Origin of the sequence: Allostigmatella hybrida (genome assembly GCF_020103775.1) — a bacterium.
In the GTDB taxonomy this organism is placed as follows: Bacteria; Myxococcota; Myxococcia; order Myxococcales; family Myxococcaceae; genus Hyalangium; species Hyalangium aurantiaca.
The window spans coordinates 81432-98578 of the sequence record NZ_JAHXBH010000011.1 but is presented as its reverse complement, the minus strand read 5'-3'; the positions used below and the strand labels follow the sequence as shown (position 1 = coordinate 98578).

General features: G+C 69.7%; 14 protein-coding genes. 5 read left to right on the top strand and 9 right to left on the bottom strand.

Annotated features, from left to right (window positions below; genetic code table 11):
- Positions 1-3: 3 nt before the first annotated feature.
- From KY661_RS19160 to KY661_RS19140, 5 genes are all read right to left on the bottom strand, one after another.
- Positions 4-1431 (bottom strand): phenylacetate--CoA ligase family protein, encoded by a 1428-nt coding sequence (locus KY661_RS19160; RefSeq protein ID WP_225411572.1) that lies wholly within the window; start codon positions 1429-1431, stop codon positions 4-6.
- The gene (locus tag KY661_RS19155; protein WP_225411571.1) at positions 1428-2306 is read right to left on the bottom strand and encodes an aminotransferase class IV; all 879 of its coding nucleotides are present in this window, start codon (positions 2304-2306) and stop codon (positions 1428-1430) included. The genes KY661_RS19160 and KY661_RS19155 overlap by 4 nt, the downstream gene beginning before the upstream one ends.
- 74 nt (positions 2307-2380) lie before the next feature.
- Positions 2381-2878: an SRPBCC family protein gene (locus tag KY661_RS19150; protein ID WP_225411570.1), complete on the bottom strand. Its 498-nt coding sequence runs from the start codon at positions 2876-2878 to the stop codon at positions 2381-2383.
- A gap of 127 nt (positions 2879-3005) precedes the next feature.
- Complete coding sequence (locus KY661_RS19145; RefSeq protein ID WP_225411569.1) at positions 3006-4202, bottom strand: OmpP1/FadL family transporter; 1197 nt, start codon at positions 4200-4202, stop codon at positions 3006-3008.
- Positions 4203-4232: 30 nt separating this feature from the next.
- Positions 4233-7112: a hypothetical protein gene (locus tag KY661_RS19140; protein ID WP_225411568.1), complete on the bottom strand. Its 2880-nt coding sequence runs from the start codon at positions 7110-7112 to the stop codon at positions 4233-4235.
- A 208-nt stretch (positions 7113-7320) separates the two neighbouring features.
- On the opposite strand from KY661_RS19140, the gene KY661_RS19135 reads away from it, so the two are divergent.
- On the top strand, positions 7321-7851 hold the full coding sequence (locus tag KY661_RS19135; protein ID WP_398577213.1) for a hypothetical protein: 531 nt from the start codon (positions 7321-7323) through the stop codon (positions 7849-7851).
- Positions 7852-7893: 42 nt separating this feature from the next.
- Here KY661_RS19135 and KY661_RS19130 read toward each other — a convergent pair whose 3' ends face one another.
- Complete coding sequence (locus KY661_RS19130) at positions 7894-9897, bottom strand: patatin-like phospholipase family protein (RefSeq protein WP_225411566.1); 2004 nt, start codon at positions 9895-9897, stop codon at positions 7894-7896.
- A gap of 173 nt (positions 9898-10070) precedes the next feature.
- Here KY661_RS19130 and KY661_RS19125 point away from each other — a divergent pair, with 173 nt between their 5' ends.
- On the top strand, positions 10071-10391 hold the full coding sequence (locus KY661_RS19125) for a CBS domain-containing protein (RefSeq protein ID WP_075009257.1): 321 nt from the start codon (positions 10071-10073) through the stop codon (positions 10389-10391).
- Positions 10392-10572: 181 nt separating this feature from the next.
- Entirely contained in the window at positions 10573-11253 is a 681-nt protein-coding gene (locus KY661_RS19120) for a nucleotidyltransferase family protein (protein WP_225411565.1), read from the top strand.
- 46 nt (positions 11254-11299) lie between these two features.
- On the opposite strand, the gene KY661_RS19115 is transcribed toward KY661_RS19120, so the two are convergent.
- Positions 11300-12127 (bottom strand): hypothetical protein, encoded by an 828-nt coding sequence (locus KY661_RS19115; RefSeq protein ID WP_225411564.1) that lies wholly within the window; start codon positions 12125-12127, stop codon positions 11300-11302.
- Positions 12128-12289: 162 nt separating this feature from the next.
- Here KY661_RS19115 and KY661_RS19110 point away from each other — a divergent pair, with 162 nt between their 5' ends.
- Complete coding sequence (locus KY661_RS19110; protein ID WP_225411563.1) at positions 12290-13537, top strand: MFS transporter; 1248 nt, start codon at positions 12290-12292, stop codon at positions 13535-13537.
- A gap of 1 nt (position 13538) precedes the next feature.
- Here KY661_RS19110 and KY661_RS19105 read toward each other — a convergent pair whose 3' ends face one another.
- The gene (locus tag KY661_RS19105) at positions 13539-14357 is read right to left on the bottom strand and encodes an OmpA family protein (RefSeq protein WP_225411562.1); all 819 of its coding nucleotides are present in this window, start codon (positions 14355-14357) and stop codon (positions 13539-13541) included.
- 214 nt (positions 14358-14571) lie between these two features.
- Here KY661_RS19105 and KY661_RS19100 point away from each other — a divergent pair, with 214 nt between their 5' ends.
- The gene (locus tag KY661_RS19100) at positions 14572-15435 is read left to right on the top strand and encodes an HAD family hydrolase (protein ID WP_225411561.1); all 864 of its coding nucleotides are present in this window, start codon (positions 14572-14574) and stop codon (positions 15433-15435) included.
- 72 nt (positions 15436-15507) lie between these two features.
- On the opposite strand, the gene atpA is transcribed toward KY661_RS19100, so the two are convergent.
- Positions 15508-17055 (bottom strand): F0F1 ATP synthase subunit alpha, encoded by a 1548-nt coding sequence (atpA, locus tag KY661_RS19095; RefSeq protein WP_225411560.1) that lies wholly within the window; start codon positions 17053-17055, stop codon positions 15508-15510.
- Positions 17056-17147: the final 92 nt, after the last annotated feature.

Genomic DNA, 17147 nt, shown 5'->3' with positions numbered 1-17147 from the left:
TGTCTATTGCCTCCTGTCACGGAGATCGAACAGGCGCTTGGCCTTGAACTCCGTCCGGGGAAGGGTGCCAGGGGGAACCAGTTTCACGTCGACGACGATGCCCAGCGAGCCCTTGAGCTTGCGCGACAGCCGCTGCTCCTGGGCCTCCAGGTCATCCATCGGGGCGCCCGGCTGGAGCTCGGTGGTGAGGAGAATCTCGTCCATGTCGTTGACGTGGGTGATCTCCAGCTTGAACTCGTCGCCGATCTCCTGCTGGCTGCGGATGCTGTCCTCGAGCAGGGCGGGCAGGAACGCCAGGCCGCGGATCTTGATGAGCTGGTCGTACCGGCCCGCCAGGCCCCCGATGGCCCGGGCGTGGGTGCGGCCGCACGGGCAGGCCTCGCGCGTGAGCGACACCCAGTCGCCCATGACGTAGCGCAGGATGGGCTGGGCCTCGCTGAAGAGGTTGCTCACCACGAGCACGCCGCGCTGGCCGTCGGGCACGGGCTGGAACGTCTCCGGGTCCAACACCTCGGGGACGTAGGCGTCCTCCATGAAGTGGGTGTCCACCCGGCCATCCTCGCGGCTCACCTGGTACTCACAGGTGTAGCCGAAGGGGGACATGGCCACCTCGGTGCAGCCGAAGTCGTCGTTGATGCGCGCGCCCCACAGCTCCTCGATGCGCTGCTTGGTGGCGGGCACGCACGCGCCGGGCTCGCCCGCGCAGACGAGCAGCCGGATGGAGCTGTCCTTGGGGGACTTGCCCTGCTCCTGCATCTGCCGGCCCAGGTAGAGCGCGTACGAGGGGGTGCACAGGAGCACCGTGGGCTTGTACGTCTCGATGAAGAGGATGCGCCGCTCGGTGTTGGCCCCGCCGCCGGAGATGACGGGGATGCCCATGTGGTTGAGCGCGTAGTGCAGGCCCCAGAAGGCCACCGAGGTGCCGTAGCTGAAGCAGTTGATGGCGATGTCGCCGCGGCGCACGCCCATGGCGTGCAGCGCGCGCGAGCCGTGCCAGGCCCACATCTCCCGGTCGAAGTTGGTGTGGCGGAAGCTGCGCGGGTGCGCCGCGGTGGTGCCCGAGGTGCTGAACATCATCCACCCGCGCTCCAGCCAGTCCTCCTGCCGCAGCGGCGAGAAGGTGCCCCAGGGCGGGTTCTTCTGCTGGTCCACCAGCCACTCGTCGCGCAGCGTGACGGGCACGCGCGGCAAGTCCTCCACCGAGCGCACCGAGTCCGGGCCCAGCCCCGCCTGCTCGAACTTCTGGCGGTAGAAGGTGCTGCGGTTCCACAGGTACGTGTAGGCGCCCGCCACCTTCTCGTCCTGGATGCGCCGCAGTTGCTCGCGAGGCAGGGCCTCCAGCGCGGGGCTCCAGATCTTCGCGTTCGCGGGGGTGTTCCAGTCGTGAACGTGCTTGCGCACCAGTTCACACCATTGCTCGCGGTCACTCATGTCGAAGCTTGCTTCTCGTGATGGATGAGTTGATGGAGGGCGGCGCGCAGCTTGCGGGTGAAAGGCCCGGGCGCCGTGGGGAAGGAGTGCTCGTCGAGCTGCTGGACGGGCAGGCACTCCATGAGTGAGTTGGAGAAGAACAGCTCGTCGGCCTGCCGCAGGGCCTCCAGCGGCAGCCGCGTCTCGGTGGGCTCGAGCCCCACCGAGGGCGCCAGCTGCAGCAGGGCCTCGCGGGTGATGCCCGGCAGGCAGCCGCTGGCCACATCCGGCGTGAGCAGGCGCGTGCCCGAGACGGCGAAGACGTTGGACACCAGCCCCGAGACGACGTGGCCCGCCACGGCGAGCTGCACGCCCTCCACCATGCCCACCCGGTCCAGCTCCTGGCGCGCGATGATGCTGGGCAGGTACGCCCCGCCGCTCTTGATGGTCGGATCCAGGCACTCGGGCGGCACCTTGCGCGGGCCCACCACGCGGGTGCGGATGCCCTTCGCGTACGCCTCCTCGGGGTAGGCGCGCAGCGGCTTGACGGTGATGGAGAACACCGGGTGCTCGAAGCCCTTGGTGCTGATGCCCGCCCCGCCCTCGCCCCGGCTCAGCGTGACGCGGATGGCGCAGTCCGCCTGCGCGCTGCGCGCCACGGCCTCGCGCACCTGGCCGGCCAGCACCTCCAGGGAGCCCGGCAGCGTCAGCCCCAGCACCCGGGCCGAGTGCGCCAGGCGCTCCAGGTGCCGCCCCAGGCGGAACACGTGGCCCCCGTAGCCCCGCAGCGTCTCGAAGGCCGCGTCCCCAAAGAGGTAGCCCCGTTCATGTACGGAAACCTGGGCCTCCGTGTCCGGGACGAAGCGGCCGTTGAAGAAGACGACGCTGTTTTTCACTGTTTCCACTCTTTACAAGGCTGCCATAGTGTTCTTAATCTATCAAGGGCGCTTTTTTACATTCATAAGCGAACTTATGAGGCGGCCCGGGTTTCCAAGGGGACGAGGCACTCGCGCGTGCGCTGGAGGCAGCGCACCATGGACTGGTGGAACGAGCCCTTGATGAGGGCGGAGACCACCGGGTAGACGAGCGGGGTGGTGAGTTCGAACACATAGACCCACTCCAGGTGGGTGCCGCCCTGCGTGTTGGGCGCGAAGGTCCACACCCCGTGGCCGGAGCGGAGCAGCCAGGACAGGGGCTTCTTGAAGCCGCTGGCGAGCTGGTACTCGTGGCGCCGGGGGCGGTCCAGCACGGTGATGAGCCGCTCCATCACCGCGCCATCCGTGCCGTGGACCCGGCAGGTGGCGCCCTCGCGCAGGGGGCCGCCGCCCACCACCTCCGTGCGCACGACGCCCGGGATGCGCCCCGTGCCCTCGAAGGTCTTCGCGGGCGCCTCCTCGGAGGTGACGAAGTCGTAGACCTGCTCGGGCGAGCACTCGATGTCGATGGTGGCTGAGGTGGTGACCTTCATTCTCTGTCTCCTGGAAAACCAAGCTAGCCCAGAGAACGACATGAGTGCAATAATCTGGTGAGGCTGGAAAAAGAAAGGCCCGGCCACGCACGAGGCGCGGCCGGGCCGGGGGGCGGAACCGGGAGGGCTACTTCATGGAGTAGCCGACGGTGAGGCCGAAGATGTGGCCATCGCCGTCGTAGGCGCCAGTGATGCCGGGCACGGTGCTCTTGGTGTTGCCCAGGAAGATGTACTGGTAGCCCAGGTCCACGCGAACGGGGTTGAGGGCGTAGCCGAGGCCCGCGGCGATGCGGTAGCGGTCGGCGTCGGGCAGGTCCGGCGACAGGGTGCTCTCGGGGCTGGGGGCCCGGTCAACCGCGGTGCCCAGGCGCACCTGGAGGTTCTCCGTCACCTTGAACTCCGCGCCGAGGTGGAAGTTCCACGTGTTCTCCCAGTTCTTGACCAGCGGGCTGGTGATGGCCGGGTCCTCGAAGGAGATGGTGAACTCCTCGAAGGTGGACCAGAGCATCAGCTTCGCGTCGAAGGCGAGCGACAGCCGCTCGGTGGGCGTGAAGAGCAGGCCCAGGCTGGCGGAGCCCGGGAAGTCCACCGTCGATTCGATCTTCTGGTCCTTGAGCTGCGTCTGGAAGGCGGCGGGGATGTCCCGGAAGTCCGCGTTGCCCTTGAAGGTGAGCGACGAGGGGCCACGGAACTGGCCACCGAAGTGCAGCAGCTTGTCCAGCAGGGTGAGCTGGATGCCGGCGTTGTAGGCCATGCCCCACGAGTCGCCGCCCAGCTCGACGGTGCCCTCGCTGCTCACGAAGTTGAGCTTGCGCTCGATGGTCACCGTGCCCCGGACGACGCTCAGGCCCACGCCCACGCGCAGCCGCGGGTGCGCCTGGTACGCGAAGGTGGGGTTGAGGTGGTAGATGGCCATCTGCGCCTTGTAGCCGCGGGTGCGGAAGGCGAAGTCGTCCGGCCAGGCGGAGCCGGCGGCGAAGGGGACGAAGAGCCCCAGGCCCACCGCCATCTTCTCGTTGAGCCGGTAGACGGCGAACGCGTGCGGCGGGGGCGCCAGCAGCGTGTCGAAGGCCTGGGTGTTGTTGGTGCCCTCGGGGGTGAAGTTGATGCGCGGCAGGGTGATGAGGTCCCCCGCGGTGATGTCGAGCTTCTCCACGCCCAGGATGTTGGCGGCGTTGTAAGCGATCGCCGACGAGTCCTGCATGCTGGCGACCGAGGTGAAGCCCATGCTCGTGGCGCGGGCGCTGTGGGTGTCGAAGGAGAAGCCCGCGGCGTGACCGGTGCCGGCGGCGAGCAGGGTGAGGAGAGAGAGTGTCTTCTTCATGGGTGTCACGTTCTCTGTCGCGAAAGGGGATTACGGCTGGGGCAGGGCGCCGGTCTGGAGGAACTGGGTGGCCGCGTTCTGGGCCGGGAGGGTCACCGTGGGGTCCTGGAAGTTGAGCAGGAAGCCGTGGCGCTCCGTCAGGCTGCTGGGGGCTTCGACGCGGGAGACGGCCGGCTCAGTGGCCGTCAGGTCTCCCCGCTTGGCCGCGCTGATGAGCGCTTCCGTCGTCGGGTTGGGGAGGACCTCGTCCTGGGTGACGTACTGGATGAGGGTCTTGCCCTTGCTCCGGCTGCTCACGCGCGAGGCGTAGTTCAGGGGGTCGGCCGGATCCAGGATGAACTTGGCCAGGCCGAGGAACTGATCGAAGGCGGGGGTGCCCGGGGTGATGTTCTCGGCGGCCAGCGACTGCAGGAAGCCGGTGCGGGCCTTGACGAAGTCAGGCGCCTGGGAGGTGAGCAGCACGCTGGTCAGGTCGCCGGCCGGCACGTTGAGCACCGCGTTGCCCACGTTGGGGGACACGGAGGTGGACAGGGTGCCCAGCATGCCGCCGAGGCTCTGGCCCACGTAGACGATCTTCGAGCCGTCGAGCCCCGTGGCCACGCCGCCGTTGGCCTGGGTCAGCAGCGTGTCGATGGCGGCCGACTGGATGACGCGCTCGGCCTGGCCGAGGTCGATGGCGTGCTGGCGGAAGTTGTCGCGGGTGGCGAACAGGTTGTCGGGACGCACGAAGTTCCAGCCGGAGATGGCCTGGTTGTTGGTGCCGGGGGCGATGGCGAAGGAGCCGCCCTCGCACTTGGCATCCGCCGCGCAGCGGCCCTGGCCGAGCGCGCTGCACGTCAGGTCCGCGCCCGCCGCGGTGGGGTCGCAGGCGGTCCGGGCCGCATCGTCCTTGGCGACGCAGCGGCCGTAGGTGGCCACCTTGGCGGTGTCCTTCTCGCAGCGCTGGGTGGTGGGGCTGGCGCACGCGTAGTCATCGCTCGGCAGGCCCGCGGATTCGGCCACGCCCGCGCAGCTGCTGCGGTCGCCGTGGTAGGGCGAGTCATAGGACAGGGTGGCGAAGCCCTTCTTCGCCAGCTCATTGGCGATGGCGAGCGCGCTCGTGTGGGAGTTGCGCAGGGCGTGGCTGAAGATGGCGACGGGCCAGTTCACCGCGGCCCCATCGGCGGGGCGGTTGGGCAGCGTGAGCAGGAACGGCACGTGGTCCATGCGGGGCGCGGTGGGGTTCAGCGTGCCCGTGGAGCTGTTCAGGGCGAAGGGCAGGATCATCGTGCCCTGGAAGATCTGGCCGATGTCGGCCTTGGGCAGCGAGCCCATCTGGCCCTTGATGATGGCGGTCCGGTCCGCGAGGCCCAGGGGGCGGTCGGGCAGCCCGGACGCGCCGTAGGTGGTGGCCGGCAGGGCGTGCAGCTGCGCCAGCGTGGAGGCGGTGCTCTGCGTGGTGAAGGGCCAGGCCAGGGCGATCTTCGAGCGCGGAATCTTCGCCGCGGCCTCCAGCCCGTCGAACATCGCCTTGTAGCCGGCGCGCAGCGGCTCCAGATCCTTGGCCTGATCATCCGAGACGACCGACACCAGGCTCTTGCCGTTCTCGAAGATGGGGTGGCTCAGGCGGATCAGCGCGAAGACGGCCGGGGGCGCGACCTGCCGGCCCCGCGAGTCCTTCAGGTCCGTGGTGAGCACGGCCGCGTAGGTGGTCTTCTCCTCCAGCGGTACGGGCAGGATGGTGGGCTGTCCGTTCGCCACGCCCGCGACGCCGGGGATGAACTGGAGCTGCTGCGGGCCGCCCTGGGCGGAGCCATCCGGCTTCTTGCTCGCCGCGCAGCTGATGCACGGCACCACCTTCGGCTGGGTGGCGCCCGTCAGGTTGATGACGGCGGTGGCCGTGGCCAGGTTGGCCGCGTCCAGGGTGCTTCCCTCTTCCAGGGCGCCCCGGGTGAAGCTGTTCTCCGAGACGATGGCGGAGGTGGTGGAGAAGCCATCCAGCGTGTTGATGCCGCCCAGGAGCTGCTTCTGGGTTTCGGAGGCGTCATCCGGGATGGGCAGCTGCACCTGGGTGGTGCCGTCCGCGTTGCGCTTGAGCAGCAAGTCATTCGGGAAGGGCACCACGCTGGCGGCCGGATCAAACGTCACCTCCGGCATGTCCATGATGCGGTAGGTCCACATGAGGACGATGTCCCCGGTGTTCCCGCTGGGGCCCGCGATGGCCTTGAGCAGGTTCCGGTAGCTGCGGCGCAGCTGCTCCAGGCGCAGCGCGCTCGCGTTCTGGTCGGCCAGGCGCTCGGCGGGATCCGTCTTGCGCGAGGGGATGATATCGGTGCGGCTGCGGCAGTCCGGAGCGGTGAGCTCCTCGCAGGTGACGAGCGATTCGTCCGAGTTGATGAAGCTCCAGGTGGCCGAGCCCACCACGGGCTTGCCGCCCACGCCCTTCAGGCCGTTCTCGCCGCCGATGAGCGCCACCGCGTAGCGGCCGCGCTTGGGCCAGGCCCCGTCCGGGGGCGCGATCATCAGCATGTCCGTCTCCGCGTTATAGGAGATGGAGGGGGTGACGGCCGGCGTGGCCAGGGGCGTGCCCGCCTGCAGGTCGATGAAGCGCACCGTGTTGGCGTTGATGGTCGACGGATCCAGGTCGACGATCTTCGTCATGGCCACGGCGCTGACGGGGAAGCCGTTCAGCGTGTTGAGGTAGTCGCGCGTGAATTCCTGCTCGGCCAGCGAGGCCTGGGGGTTGATGGGCGCGTTGACCCGCTTGGTGGTCTCGTCGAACGCGAGATCATTCGGCGAGGGCACCACGGCCGGCGAAGCGGACGGATCAAACTGCGCGAGCACGACGTCGGGGGGATCATCCTGCGCGATGTCTGGTGCGCAGGCGGAAGCGCCCACGGACAATGCTCCGACGAGCCACAGCTTCTTCATTGTGAAACCCCCTCCAAGGTGGACAGAACAGCAGTCTGGGAGCCGGGTGCTAGCACGTTCGTTCCAGTGCCGGAAGCCAGAGCGAGTGACGCAGCGAGTCACATGTTCAGAGGGAGATCCGATTTCCCGGGTAGGCCGCGAGCGCATGGACCTAGAGAGGCTGCGGCGCCGCACGCGGGGTTCGGTTACGCTCGCGCGCATGAACCCAATGCACAGAAGTGCCGTGGTCGCGGTGGTCGGTCTGCTGGTGGCGGGGGTGGCGCACGCGGAGGAGGCCGGTGGCCTGTCGTGGACCGCGCCCAAGGAGTGGGCCGTCCAGGGTGAGCGCCCCATGCGGGTGGTGACCTACGCGGTGCCCGCGGCGAAGGGCGACGCGGAGGGCGGCGAGGTGGCCGTCTTCTACTTCGGCGCGGGGCAGGGCGGCGGCGTGGAGGCCAACGTGCAGCGCTGGGTGAAGCAGTTCCAGCGCGCGGATGGCTCGTCCGCGGAGAAGGACGCGAAGACGAAGCAGGAGAAGGTGGGCGGACTGCCCGTCACCACGGTGGACGTGAAGGGCACCTACAACGGCGGCGGGCCGATGATGGGGCCTGCCTCGCCCAAGCCGGGCTTCCGGCTGCTGGGCGCCATCGTCGAGGGGCCCGAGGGCGCCGTGTTCTTCAAGTTCACCGGCCCGGAGAAGACGGTGTCGGGCGCGGAGAAGACCTTCCGCAAGCTGCTGGAGAGCACGAAGAAGAAGTAGCTCCCAGGCCCCCCGCCAGCAGGGGCGGGGGGCGCGCGGGATTTAGAACGGCAGCCAGGACGGCTTGACGCTGCGCGGGTCGCTCAGCGCGTGGGCAAGCTGGGCGTTCAGGTCGCCGAAGGCCAGGTGGTCCAGGTACATGGACTCGATCTTCTGCTGGCCGAGCTTCAGCTCCATCTGCTTGCCGGTGGAGGTGTTGACGGCCCGCAGGGTGTCGCCGCCGGCATAGGCCACGTCATAGCGCTGGCCGCGGACGGACACCTGCTCGGCGAAGTGCAGGTTCTTGGGGATGGCCGTGGTGACGTTGGTGCCCCGGGCGCCCGGCACGCGCAGGTCGTCCATGAAGCCCTTGAGGAAGTCCTGCGTCACCTGGCGCGTCTGCTTGTCCAGGATGGGGTCCACCTGGGCGTCATAGCCGAAGCCCAGGGTGCTGTTGCCCTGCTTGGGGTTGTCCAGGTTCCACGTGGGCAGGCTCAGCATGAACTGGTTGGGCCCCGGCGCGGTGCGGTCCCGGAAGTCTGCCGCGCTCGTGGCGTTGTCCTTGAGGAACGTGTAGCCGTTGACCGCGTTCCACAGCACGTTGGTGGCGTCGAGCTGGCCGGTGGGCAGCGCCTTGGGCCGGGCCAGGCCGTTGGACGGGTGGTTGGAGTCGCGCTCCACCAGCGCCGCGCCGATCTGCGGCAGCCCGTGCTTGCCATAGCCCATGGGCAGGTTGTCCAGGGTGCCACCATCCACCAGGTGCATGCTGCGGCCCGTCGTCGGGTCCACCATCTGCACCGGCTCGAAGACGCCCGGAATGGCCATGGAGGCGCGCATGGCGAGCGCCACCGGCGTGTCGGGTGTCGTCTCCTGGCTGAAGACGAAGGTACGGTCCTTGGCGGTGGGGAAGCCGTTGGCCGCCGCGCTGTCGTACGTCTTCGCGGCCACGAGCTGCAGCGGCACCTTCAGGTCCGCGAAGGTGACGGGCCGGTCCTTGATGCCGGTCAGCTCCTGCAGCTTCTGGTCGAACATGTCGTAGGCGGCCTTGCCGTTGAGCAGGCCCCCGTCCTTCATGTCCAGGTCCAGGTCATAGAAGGACTGGAGCCGGGGATCCTTCGCCACATCTTCGATCTGCTTCGCGGAGGCACCCGTGGCCGCGAACGCCGCGGCGATGGAGCCCGCGGAGGTGCCGCTCAGGCTCACGGGCACCACGCCCAGCTCCTGCATCTCCGCGAGCATGGCCGCGTAGCGCTTGCCCTTGCCGCCGCCGCCCTCCAGGCTCATGTGCACGCCGATGGGCTTTCCATCCTGCACGGGCATGCCCAGCTCGCCGCGGCGCGCGGCCACCGACTGCTGGTAGGCCTGGGACTTGGCGGCCGCCCCGGGCCCGCGGCCGAAGAGGACGTCCAGCGGCTCGGGCGGCTTCGTCACCGGCGTGCCCGTGGGCAGCTTCGAGGCGGAGAGCTTTCCGCCCGGCAACGCCTTGCCCATGAACTGCGGGTCCACCCACAGGGCGCCCGGCTTGGGGGCGGTGGCGCGGGTGTAGCCGGACTCGGCCTGGAGCGCGTTCTCGGCCTTGGCGAGCGCCGCCTTCACCTCGGCGTGGCGCGGGTGGCTGGGGGGCACCAGCTGCAGCTCCGTGGCCAGCGAGCGCACCTGCGAGAGCGTGTCCCGGAAGTCCTTCGTCTGGCCCACGAGCTGCTGCGCCTCGTCATTGCGGATCTTCTGCGGCACGACGCGCTCGAGAATCTTGCGCACCTGGCCCAGATCCACCGACAGCAGCTTGTCGAGCGGGATTTGCAGCGGCTTGCCGGTGAGGGTGATGCCCTCCCAGGGCTTGGCGCCGGCGGCGGCCGCGGGGCGCGGCAGCGAGGGCAGGCGCGCCTCGAACGCATCCACCCGGGACTGGACGTGGGCTTCGGCCTGCTGGGCCACCCGCTGCAGGCCCTGGCCCAGGCGGACCAGGGGGTTGGCCGATTCGGCCTTCGCCGGGGACTGCGGCGCCTGGGTGTCCTGGGGACGCCGGGGCGACCCGGGGGCCGGGGGCGTGTTCAGTTTGACGGACATGGGATGTGTGAGGCCCGGAGAAAGAAAAGGTGCAGCTTGTCCTCCATTATCCGCCGGATCGCCCCGGAGGTTGTCAGGCCAGTGGTGAACACTCCCACCTGCACGGCGGCGGCAAGCGAATTGCTTAGAGACTCTCCCGGAACCCACCTCGGGATTCGAACCTGGAGGCCCTCTTGGCGACGTGCCGCACTCGTAACTCCGCTCTCATCTCCTGCGCTGTCACCCTTTTCCCGAGCGATACGGTGCTCGCTTCACTCCAGGTGATGCAGCGGCATGGACTCGCAGTGTTGCCCGTGGTGGATGAGGAGCGCGGGGAGCTGATCGCCGAGGTGACCGAGGCGGAGCTTTGCCGGGTTGCGGCACGGCTGCCGCTGTTGCGTGTGGCTGAAATTTTGACGGCCAAGGCCCTGGCGGCGGAGGAAGGAATGACCGGATCAGGGGATTTCCCCGTTCCGCTGATGGCCGCCGAGGGCGGACACGCCTGGCTGCACTGAAAGCCTACGGATGTTTCGTAGAGGGCACAGTGCCCAGCTTTGTCCGTTTAATCGAACACCGAGGGCATGCGTCTGCCTGTTTCCCAACGGCTGGTACCTCGGGACCGGCTGCAATCTGGCGGGGAAGCATCCAGCCTCAAACCAGAAGCCCCGGCAGTCCCTGGGGCCGAGGAGGAGTGGCATGAAGGCAGTGGCGATCATCCTTGCGGCAGGGGAGGCCCGGTGGATGGCCCACCCCAAGGCACTCATCGAGCACGAGGGGGGCAAAAGTTTTCTCCAATCCCTGGCATCCACCTTTGGGAAGGCGGGGTGCACGGTCCTGGGGGTGACGGGAAAGGACGCGGAGGCGGTGAGGGAGCAGCACCCCTCGATGGCCCTGGTGCACAGCGAGCACTGGAAGGACGGGTTCCTGGCGTCCATCAAGGCGGGCCTGGCGGCCGCGCTGGAGGAAGGGGCGGACGTGGTGCTGGTGCACCCGGTGGACATGCCCGCGGTCCGGGCCTCCACGCTCAAGTCCCTGCTCAAGGTGCGGGGCGAGACGGAGGATGGGTTGCGGCCCGAGTTCGAGGGGGCTCCGGGCTATCCGCTGGTGTTCTCGCGCGCGGCGGCCGAGCAGCTCGTGGCGAGCACCGCGGCGCAGCTGGAGGGCGCGCTCGCGGAGGTGAAGCTGCGGCGGGTGCCGGTGAAGGATCCGGGTGTGGTGGTCAACATCAACACGCCGGACACCTATGAGCGGCTCTTCGGCACGCCCCCGAAGCTGGCGCCGCCGCCCAAGCGGCGCGTGAAGCGGTCCTCCTCCTCGGGGATGCCGTCCCTGCCGCCCTCGGCGGACATGGAGATGTCGGCCTCGCCGGAGGAGTGAGGCGGCGGGCACCCGGCCCTCTCCTGGGCACAGGAGGGGGAGCTGGTCAGAAGGTGAGCCCGAGGCCGAGGTAGGGGCCGGTCAGCGTGTCCTGGTGGGACACGCCGTCGACGAGCCCGGCGTCGTCCAGGTAGAGCCCCCGCCACCCGGCGCGCAGCACCAGGACGCTCAGGTGGAGGGCCAGGCCCGCCTGGGCATCGAGCTGCCGGTAGGGAAACGGCGTGGCCTGCGCGCGCAGCTCGAGATCGAAGGGCCCAAGCAGGCACGCATCCAGGGTGAGGCCGAGGCTGGGGCCCACGGTGGCCAGGTCCGGCGCCGTGGCGAGGCTGAGGCCTCCCTCCATGCGCAGGCGGAGCCGCTCGTGCGCCACCAGGGCATAGGTGAGGTGCACGCTGCCCACGGACAGCTCGTCGGTGCCGGACGTGCCGTCATCGGTGGGCAGGCTCATGAGCAGCAAGCGCCCGTCGAGCCCCACGCGCTGGGCCTCGATGGCCAGGAACAGGTTGGCCCCGCCGCCGGTGTCCAGGACGTTGCCATCCACGCCCAGCCGCACGTTGCTCTGGGAGCCCCGGGGGGCCACCGCGCGCACCTCGGAGGAGGAGCTGACGTCGGCCTGGTGAGAGGCGGAGGCCACGTCGGCCACGAAGAAGAGCAGGTTGGCGACGGCCTCCACCGCGGAGCCGCTGTCCCGGTGCGAGCCGCGGTGGTCATCGTCGTCGTCATCATCGTCGTCGTCGTCGTCGCTGCCCACCGGGGAGGCCTCGTGGGTCTTCTCCCCCTTGGAGCGCTTGCCGAAGCGCGCTTCGGCCTCCGGTGCTGAAAACATCAGGCCCAGCAGGGTGACCGCACACAGCAAGTTCCGGAGGTGAAACACGGGGGTGGCTCCTGGCGGTACGTGGGGGGTTCCGCCGGCCTCCCAGACGGCGAGCGGCCCTGAAAAATTCACGGTCCCCGTGCAGAAACTTCAGAGCTTACCCGGCAGGCAGGCCGTTGGCAGGGGCTGGTGGGCCGGGCGTCCGGGGGGTATGTGGGCACCATGGACAGTGCCCTGCCGGCACCAATGGGCTCCGCTTTCGCACACCGCGACTTCCGGTTGTACCAGGCCGCCCGCCTCTTCATGACGCTGGGCGCGCAGATGCTGTCGGTGGCCGTGGGGCTTCACGTCTACGGCATGACGCACCGGCCCCTGGATTTGGGGTACGTGGGGCTCGCACAGTTCCTGCCCATGTTCCTCCTGTCCCCCATTACCGGGGACGTGGCGGACCGGTACGACCGGCGCAAGGTGCTCCTGGGCTGCTACGTCACCATGGTGGTGGCGATGCTGGGCCTGTTCGGGCTCGCCTGGGGCGGGGTAACGGAGACCTGGCCCCTCTATGGAATGCTCATGCTCGTGGGCGTGGCGCGCGCCTTCGCGGGGCCCGCGGGCCAGTCGCTCGTTCCCCACATGGTGCCGCCCCACCAGCTCTCCAGCGCGGTGGCCTGGAGCTCCACCTTCTTCCAGGCGGGCACCATCATCGGCCCCTCCGTGGGCGGAGTGCTCTACGACGTGCTGCACGCGCAAGGCGTGTACGCGGTGTGTGCCGGGTTGATGGCCGCCGCGGCGCTGCTGCTCGCGTCGATGCGGGTGCACACCGGGCGCATGGACCCGGCTGTGAACTCCTGGCAGCGGCTCGTGGCGGGGCTGCGCTACGTGTGGAAGCAGAAGGTGGTGCTGGGGGCCATCTCGTTGGATCTCTTCGCGGTGCTGCTCGGAGGGGCGGTGGCCCTGCTGCCCATCTATGCCCAGGACATCCTGCACACGGGGCCTTGGGGGCTGGGCCTGCTGCGCAGCGCGCCGGCGGTGGGCGCCATCCTCGTGGCCGGGTGGATGGCCTTCTTCCCGCTCCAGCGCAACGTGGGGGTGAAGATGCTGCTGTGCGTGGCGCTCTTCGGCGTGGCCACGGTGCTCTTCGGGCTCTCGCGCCACCTGGTGCTGTCGCTCGTGGCCCTGGTGGTGCTGGGGGCCGCGGACATGGTGAGCGTGGTGATTCGCCAGACGTTGGTGCAGCTGGCCACCCCCGCGGAGATGCGCGGCCGGGTGAGCGCCGTGAACATGGTGTTCATTGGGGCCTCCAACGAACTGGGCGACTTCGAGTCCGGGGCCACGGCCCAGTGGCTGGGCGTGGTGCCCTCGGTGGTGGTGGGCGGCGTGGGCACCTGCGTGGTGGTGGCGCTGTGGGCCTGGCTCTTTCCGGCCCTGCTGCGCATCTCCCGCACGGACGAGGTGCGGCCCCTGCGCGGGTGACTCAGCGCTGGGCCGTCTTCTTCCCGGCTTGAGGCGCGGGCACCGGGGCGAGGGCAGGGCCCGGCACCGCCGGGGCCTCGGGCAGGGGCCGGAGCATCAACGTCACCCGCCGGTTGCGCAGCCGGTTCACCGGCGAGTCCGAGGGCACCACGGGCCGGAAGGAGGCGTGGCCCGTGGCGCTCAGCCGCTCCGGGGCGAGCTTTCCGGGGCCCTCGTGGAGGGCGCGGACGACGGCGGCGGCCCGCGCCGTGGACAGCTCCCAGCTCGTCTCCCCCGCCTCGCCCTCCGAGGACTGGGGGCGCTCATCGGTGTGGGCGGCCACCTCCACCGCGTGCCCCTCCACCGCGGCCAGCACGCTCCCGGCCCGCCCCAGCACCTCGGTGCCCCGGGGCGTGAGGCCGGACTGGCCGGGCTCGAAGAGCAGCCGCTCGGACAGCTCCAGGCGCAGGGCCTCGGTCCCCAGCGTGTCGAGCCAGGCATCCCCCCGGGTGAGCTCGTCCTTCAGGGCCGAGGTCAGGTTCAGGCGGGCCGTCTCCCGGCGCATCATCTGGGCGTTCTGCTCCCGGGCCTTCCGGGGGTCCACCGGGAGGCCGCCAGCCCCCTGCTGCTGCTGCTCCAGCACCCGGAGCCGGCGCTCCATGCTCACCCGCAGGGCCTGCAGCTCGGCCACCCGGGCCTCGGACTCGTTCGCCTCCTGCTCCAACTGGGCGTTGCGGGCCTCCAGCGCCGAGAGGGAGTTCACCGCCAGCACCCCGCCGGCCCCGCTCAGCGCCACCACGCCGCCCAGCAAGGCCCAGGGCCGCCAGGCCTGGCGTCGCACGCGTCTTGCGCTTCGGGCTTCCTCCATGCCTGGCGTCCTTCCAATTGGTTGGAGCCCCAACCCTAAGGGCAAGGCGCGGGTGCACCGCAAGGCGAAGATTCGTGCGTCCCTGCCACATGCGCACCGGGTGCGGGGGCGCCGGGGCCGGGCTTCGCACCCGGTGGGATGACGTGGTATGGGCACTGCCCCCTTTGAGCAGCGCAGAGGACGGACGATGGGCATCAGGTGCGTGGTACTGGACTTCGACGGAACCTTCACTGACGTGGCGGCGGAGGGGGCTCCCTTCGTGCACCACTTCAAGCGCCACCTGGGCGAGGTGCTGGGCCGGGACGAGGCCACCGTGGAGGCCGCCTGGCGCGAGGAGGAGGCGTCGGTGCTCGCCGGGGCGCACGCGTTCGGCTGGGACATTGGCGGCCGGACGGTGGCGCCCGCCACGGCGGACCCCTACCTGCTGTCCAACTGCGTGGCGCGCCAGCTGATGAGCCGCTACGGGGTGATGCCGGAGCAGGCCCAGCGCGACGAGACGCTCCAGGGCCTCTACCGCGAGGCCTACAAGCTCACCGGCACGGCCTTCAAGCCCGAGGCGAAGGAGGTGCTGGAGGCGCTGCTCGCCACGGGGCTGCCGGTGTGGGTGGTGACCAACGCGCACACGGACCTGGTGGACGCCAAGCTGGACCGGCTGGCCCCCAAGGGGCGCGAGCGCCTGAAGGTGAAGGGCGATGCGCGCAAGTACCTCATCCAGCCGCCGGCCACGGTGGATGCGCGCTTCTCCTCGGTGCCCGAGACGCTCGCCTTCGCGCAGGAGCTGCTGCCGCGCCCCGTCTACCTGCGGCGGGGGCCGTACTACGAGGCCCTGAGCAGCATCTGGGAGAGCACCGGCACCGGGCCCGAGTCCACGCTGGTGGCAGGCGACATCTACGAGCTGGACCTGGCGCTGCCGGCCGTGCTCGGGGCGCACGTGCAGCTCGTCGCGCGCGACAACGCGCTGCCGTACGAGCTGAAGGCGATGGAGCTCCTGGGGCCGCGCGGTGGCTCGGATCGGAGCCTGCGCGCCATCCTGCCCCGCCTCCAGGGCTGAGCCCGGAAACACCAAGCCCCGCCTCCCGGGAAGGGAGCGCGGGGCTCGGGGAACCTCAGGCTCGGAGGCCGCTTACGCCTTGGCGCCCGGGGTCGGCTGGAACACGTCGTTGAACTCGGTGATGACCTTGTTCAGCGCCGTCTTGATGTCGCCGGTGAACTCGCGCTTGGCGGTCATGTCCGCCAGCAGCTGCGGGTGCTTGCCCTCGATGAAGTCGATGAACTCCTTCATCCAGCGGGGCACGTCCGCCACGGGCACGTTGCGGATCCACCCGCGCTTGCCCGGGTCGTCCTTGTTCGTCGCCGCGTAGATCTGCAGCACCTGCTTCTCGACGGGCATGGGCTCGTACTGGCCCTGCTTGAGCAGCTCCGTCAGGCGGGCGCCGCGCGCCAGCGTCTCCTGCGTCGCCTTGTCCAGGTCCGAGCCGAACTGCGCGAAGGCCGCCAGCTCGCGGTACTGCGCCAGCTCCAGCTTCATGGAGCCTGCCACCTGCTTCATCGCCTTGATCTGCGCCGCGCTGCCCACGCGCGACACGGAGAGGCCCACGTTGATGGCCGGGCGGACGCCCGCGAAGAACAGGTCCGTCTCGAGGAAGATCTGCCCGTCGGTGATGGAGATGACGTTCGTCGGGATGTAGGCGGACACGTCACCGGCCTGCGTCTCGATGATGGGCAGCGCGGTGAGCGAGCCCGCGCCCTCGGCGTCCGACAGCTTGGCGGCGCGCTCCAGCAGGCGGCTGTGGATGTAGAACACGTCGCCCGGGTAAGCCTCGCGTCCCGGCGGGCGGCGCAGCAGCAGCGACAGCTGGCGGTAGGCCACGGCCTGCTTGGACAGGTCGTCGTACACGATGAGCGCGTGCATCTTGTTGTCGCGGAAGTACTCGCCCATCGTCACGCCGGTGTAGGGCGCGAAGAACTGCATGGGGGCCGGGTCCGAGGCGTTGGCGGCCACCACCGTGGTGTACTCCAGCGCGCCGAACTTGGAGAGCTTGTCCACCACCTGCGCCACCGTGGACTGCTTCTGCCCGATGGCCACGTAGATGCAGTAAACGTTCAGGCCCTTCTGGTTGATGATGGCGTCCACCGCGACGGCCGTCTTGCCCGTCTGGCGGTCACCGATGATGAGCTCGCGCTGCCCGCGGCCGATCGGCACCAGCGCGTCCAGCGCCTTGATGCCCGTCTGCAGGGGCTCGTGCACGCTCTTGCGCTTGACGATGCCGGGCGCCTTGATCTCCAGGCGGCGCGTCTCCGCGGCCGTGATGGGGCCCTTGCCGTCCAGCGGCTCGCCGAGCGCGTTCACCACGCGGCCCAGCAGGCCCTTGCCCACCGGCACCGAGGCGATCTGCGCGGTGCGCTTCACGGAGTCACCCTCGCGGATGTCCTTGAAGTCACCCATGATGGCCACGCCGACGTTGTCCTCTTCCAGGTTCAGCACCAGGCCGCGGACCCCGTTGGAGAACTCCACCAGCTCACCGGCCTGCACGCCTTCCAGGCCGTAGATGCGGGCGATACCGTCACCGACCGACAGCACGGTGCCGGTCTCGGCGACGGTGACCTTCTTGCCGTAGTCCTTGATCTGCTCGCGGATGATTCTGCTGATCTCGTCGGCGCGGATTTCCATGGGCGTCTGCGTCCTTGCTGGGGCGGCCTCGGCGGGGCCGCCGCGAAACCTGAATGGGGGCCCCTTAACATGCGTCCCCGGGGACCGCAAAG

What these genes read in the sequence shown, in the direction of transcription:
- KY661_RS19160 (WP_225411572.1), bottom strand. Translation starts at nt 1,431, where the DNA reads ATGAGTGACCGCGAGCAATGGTGTGAACTGGTGCGCAAGCACGTTCAC.
- KY661_RS19150 (WP_225411570.1), bottom strand. Translation starts at nt 2,878, where the DNA reads ATGAAGGTCACCACCTCAGCCACCATCGACATCGAGTGCTCGCCCGAG.
- KY661_RS19145 (WP_225411569.1), bottom strand. Translation starts at nt 4,202, where the DNA reads ATGAAGAAGACACTCTCTCTCCTCACCCTGCTCGCCGCCGGCACCGGT.
- KY661_RS19140 (WP_225411568.1), bottom strand. Translation starts at nt 7,112, where the DNA reads ATGAAGAAGCTGTGGCTCGTCGGAGCATTGTCCGTGGGCGCTTCCGCC.
- KY661_RS19135 (WP_398577213.1), top strand. Translation starts at nt 7,321, where the DNA reads ATGCACAGAAGTGCCGTGGTCGCGGTGGTCGGTCTGCTGGTGGCGGGG.
- KY661_RS19130 (WP_225411566.1), bottom strand. Translation starts at nt 9,897, where the DNA reads ATGTCCGTCAAACTGAACACGCCCCCGGCCCCCGGGTCGCCCCGGCGT.
- KY661_RS19120 (WP_225411565.1), top strand. Translation starts at nt 10,573, where the DNA reads ATGAAGGCAGTGGCGATCATCCTTGCGGCAGGGGAGGCCCGGTGGATG.
- KY661_RS19110 (WP_225411563.1), top strand. Translation starts at nt 12,290, where the DNA reads ATGGACAGTGCCCTGCCGGCACCAATGGGCTCCGCTTTCGCACACCGC.
- KY661_RS19100 (WP_225411561.1), top strand. Translation starts at nt 14,572, where the DNA reads ATGGGCATCAGGTGCGTGGTACTGGACTTCGACGGAACCTTCACTGAC.
- atpA (WP_225411560.1), bottom strand. Translation starts at nt 17,055, where the DNA reads ATGGAAATCCGCGCCGACGAGATCAGCAGAATCATCCGCGAGCAGATC.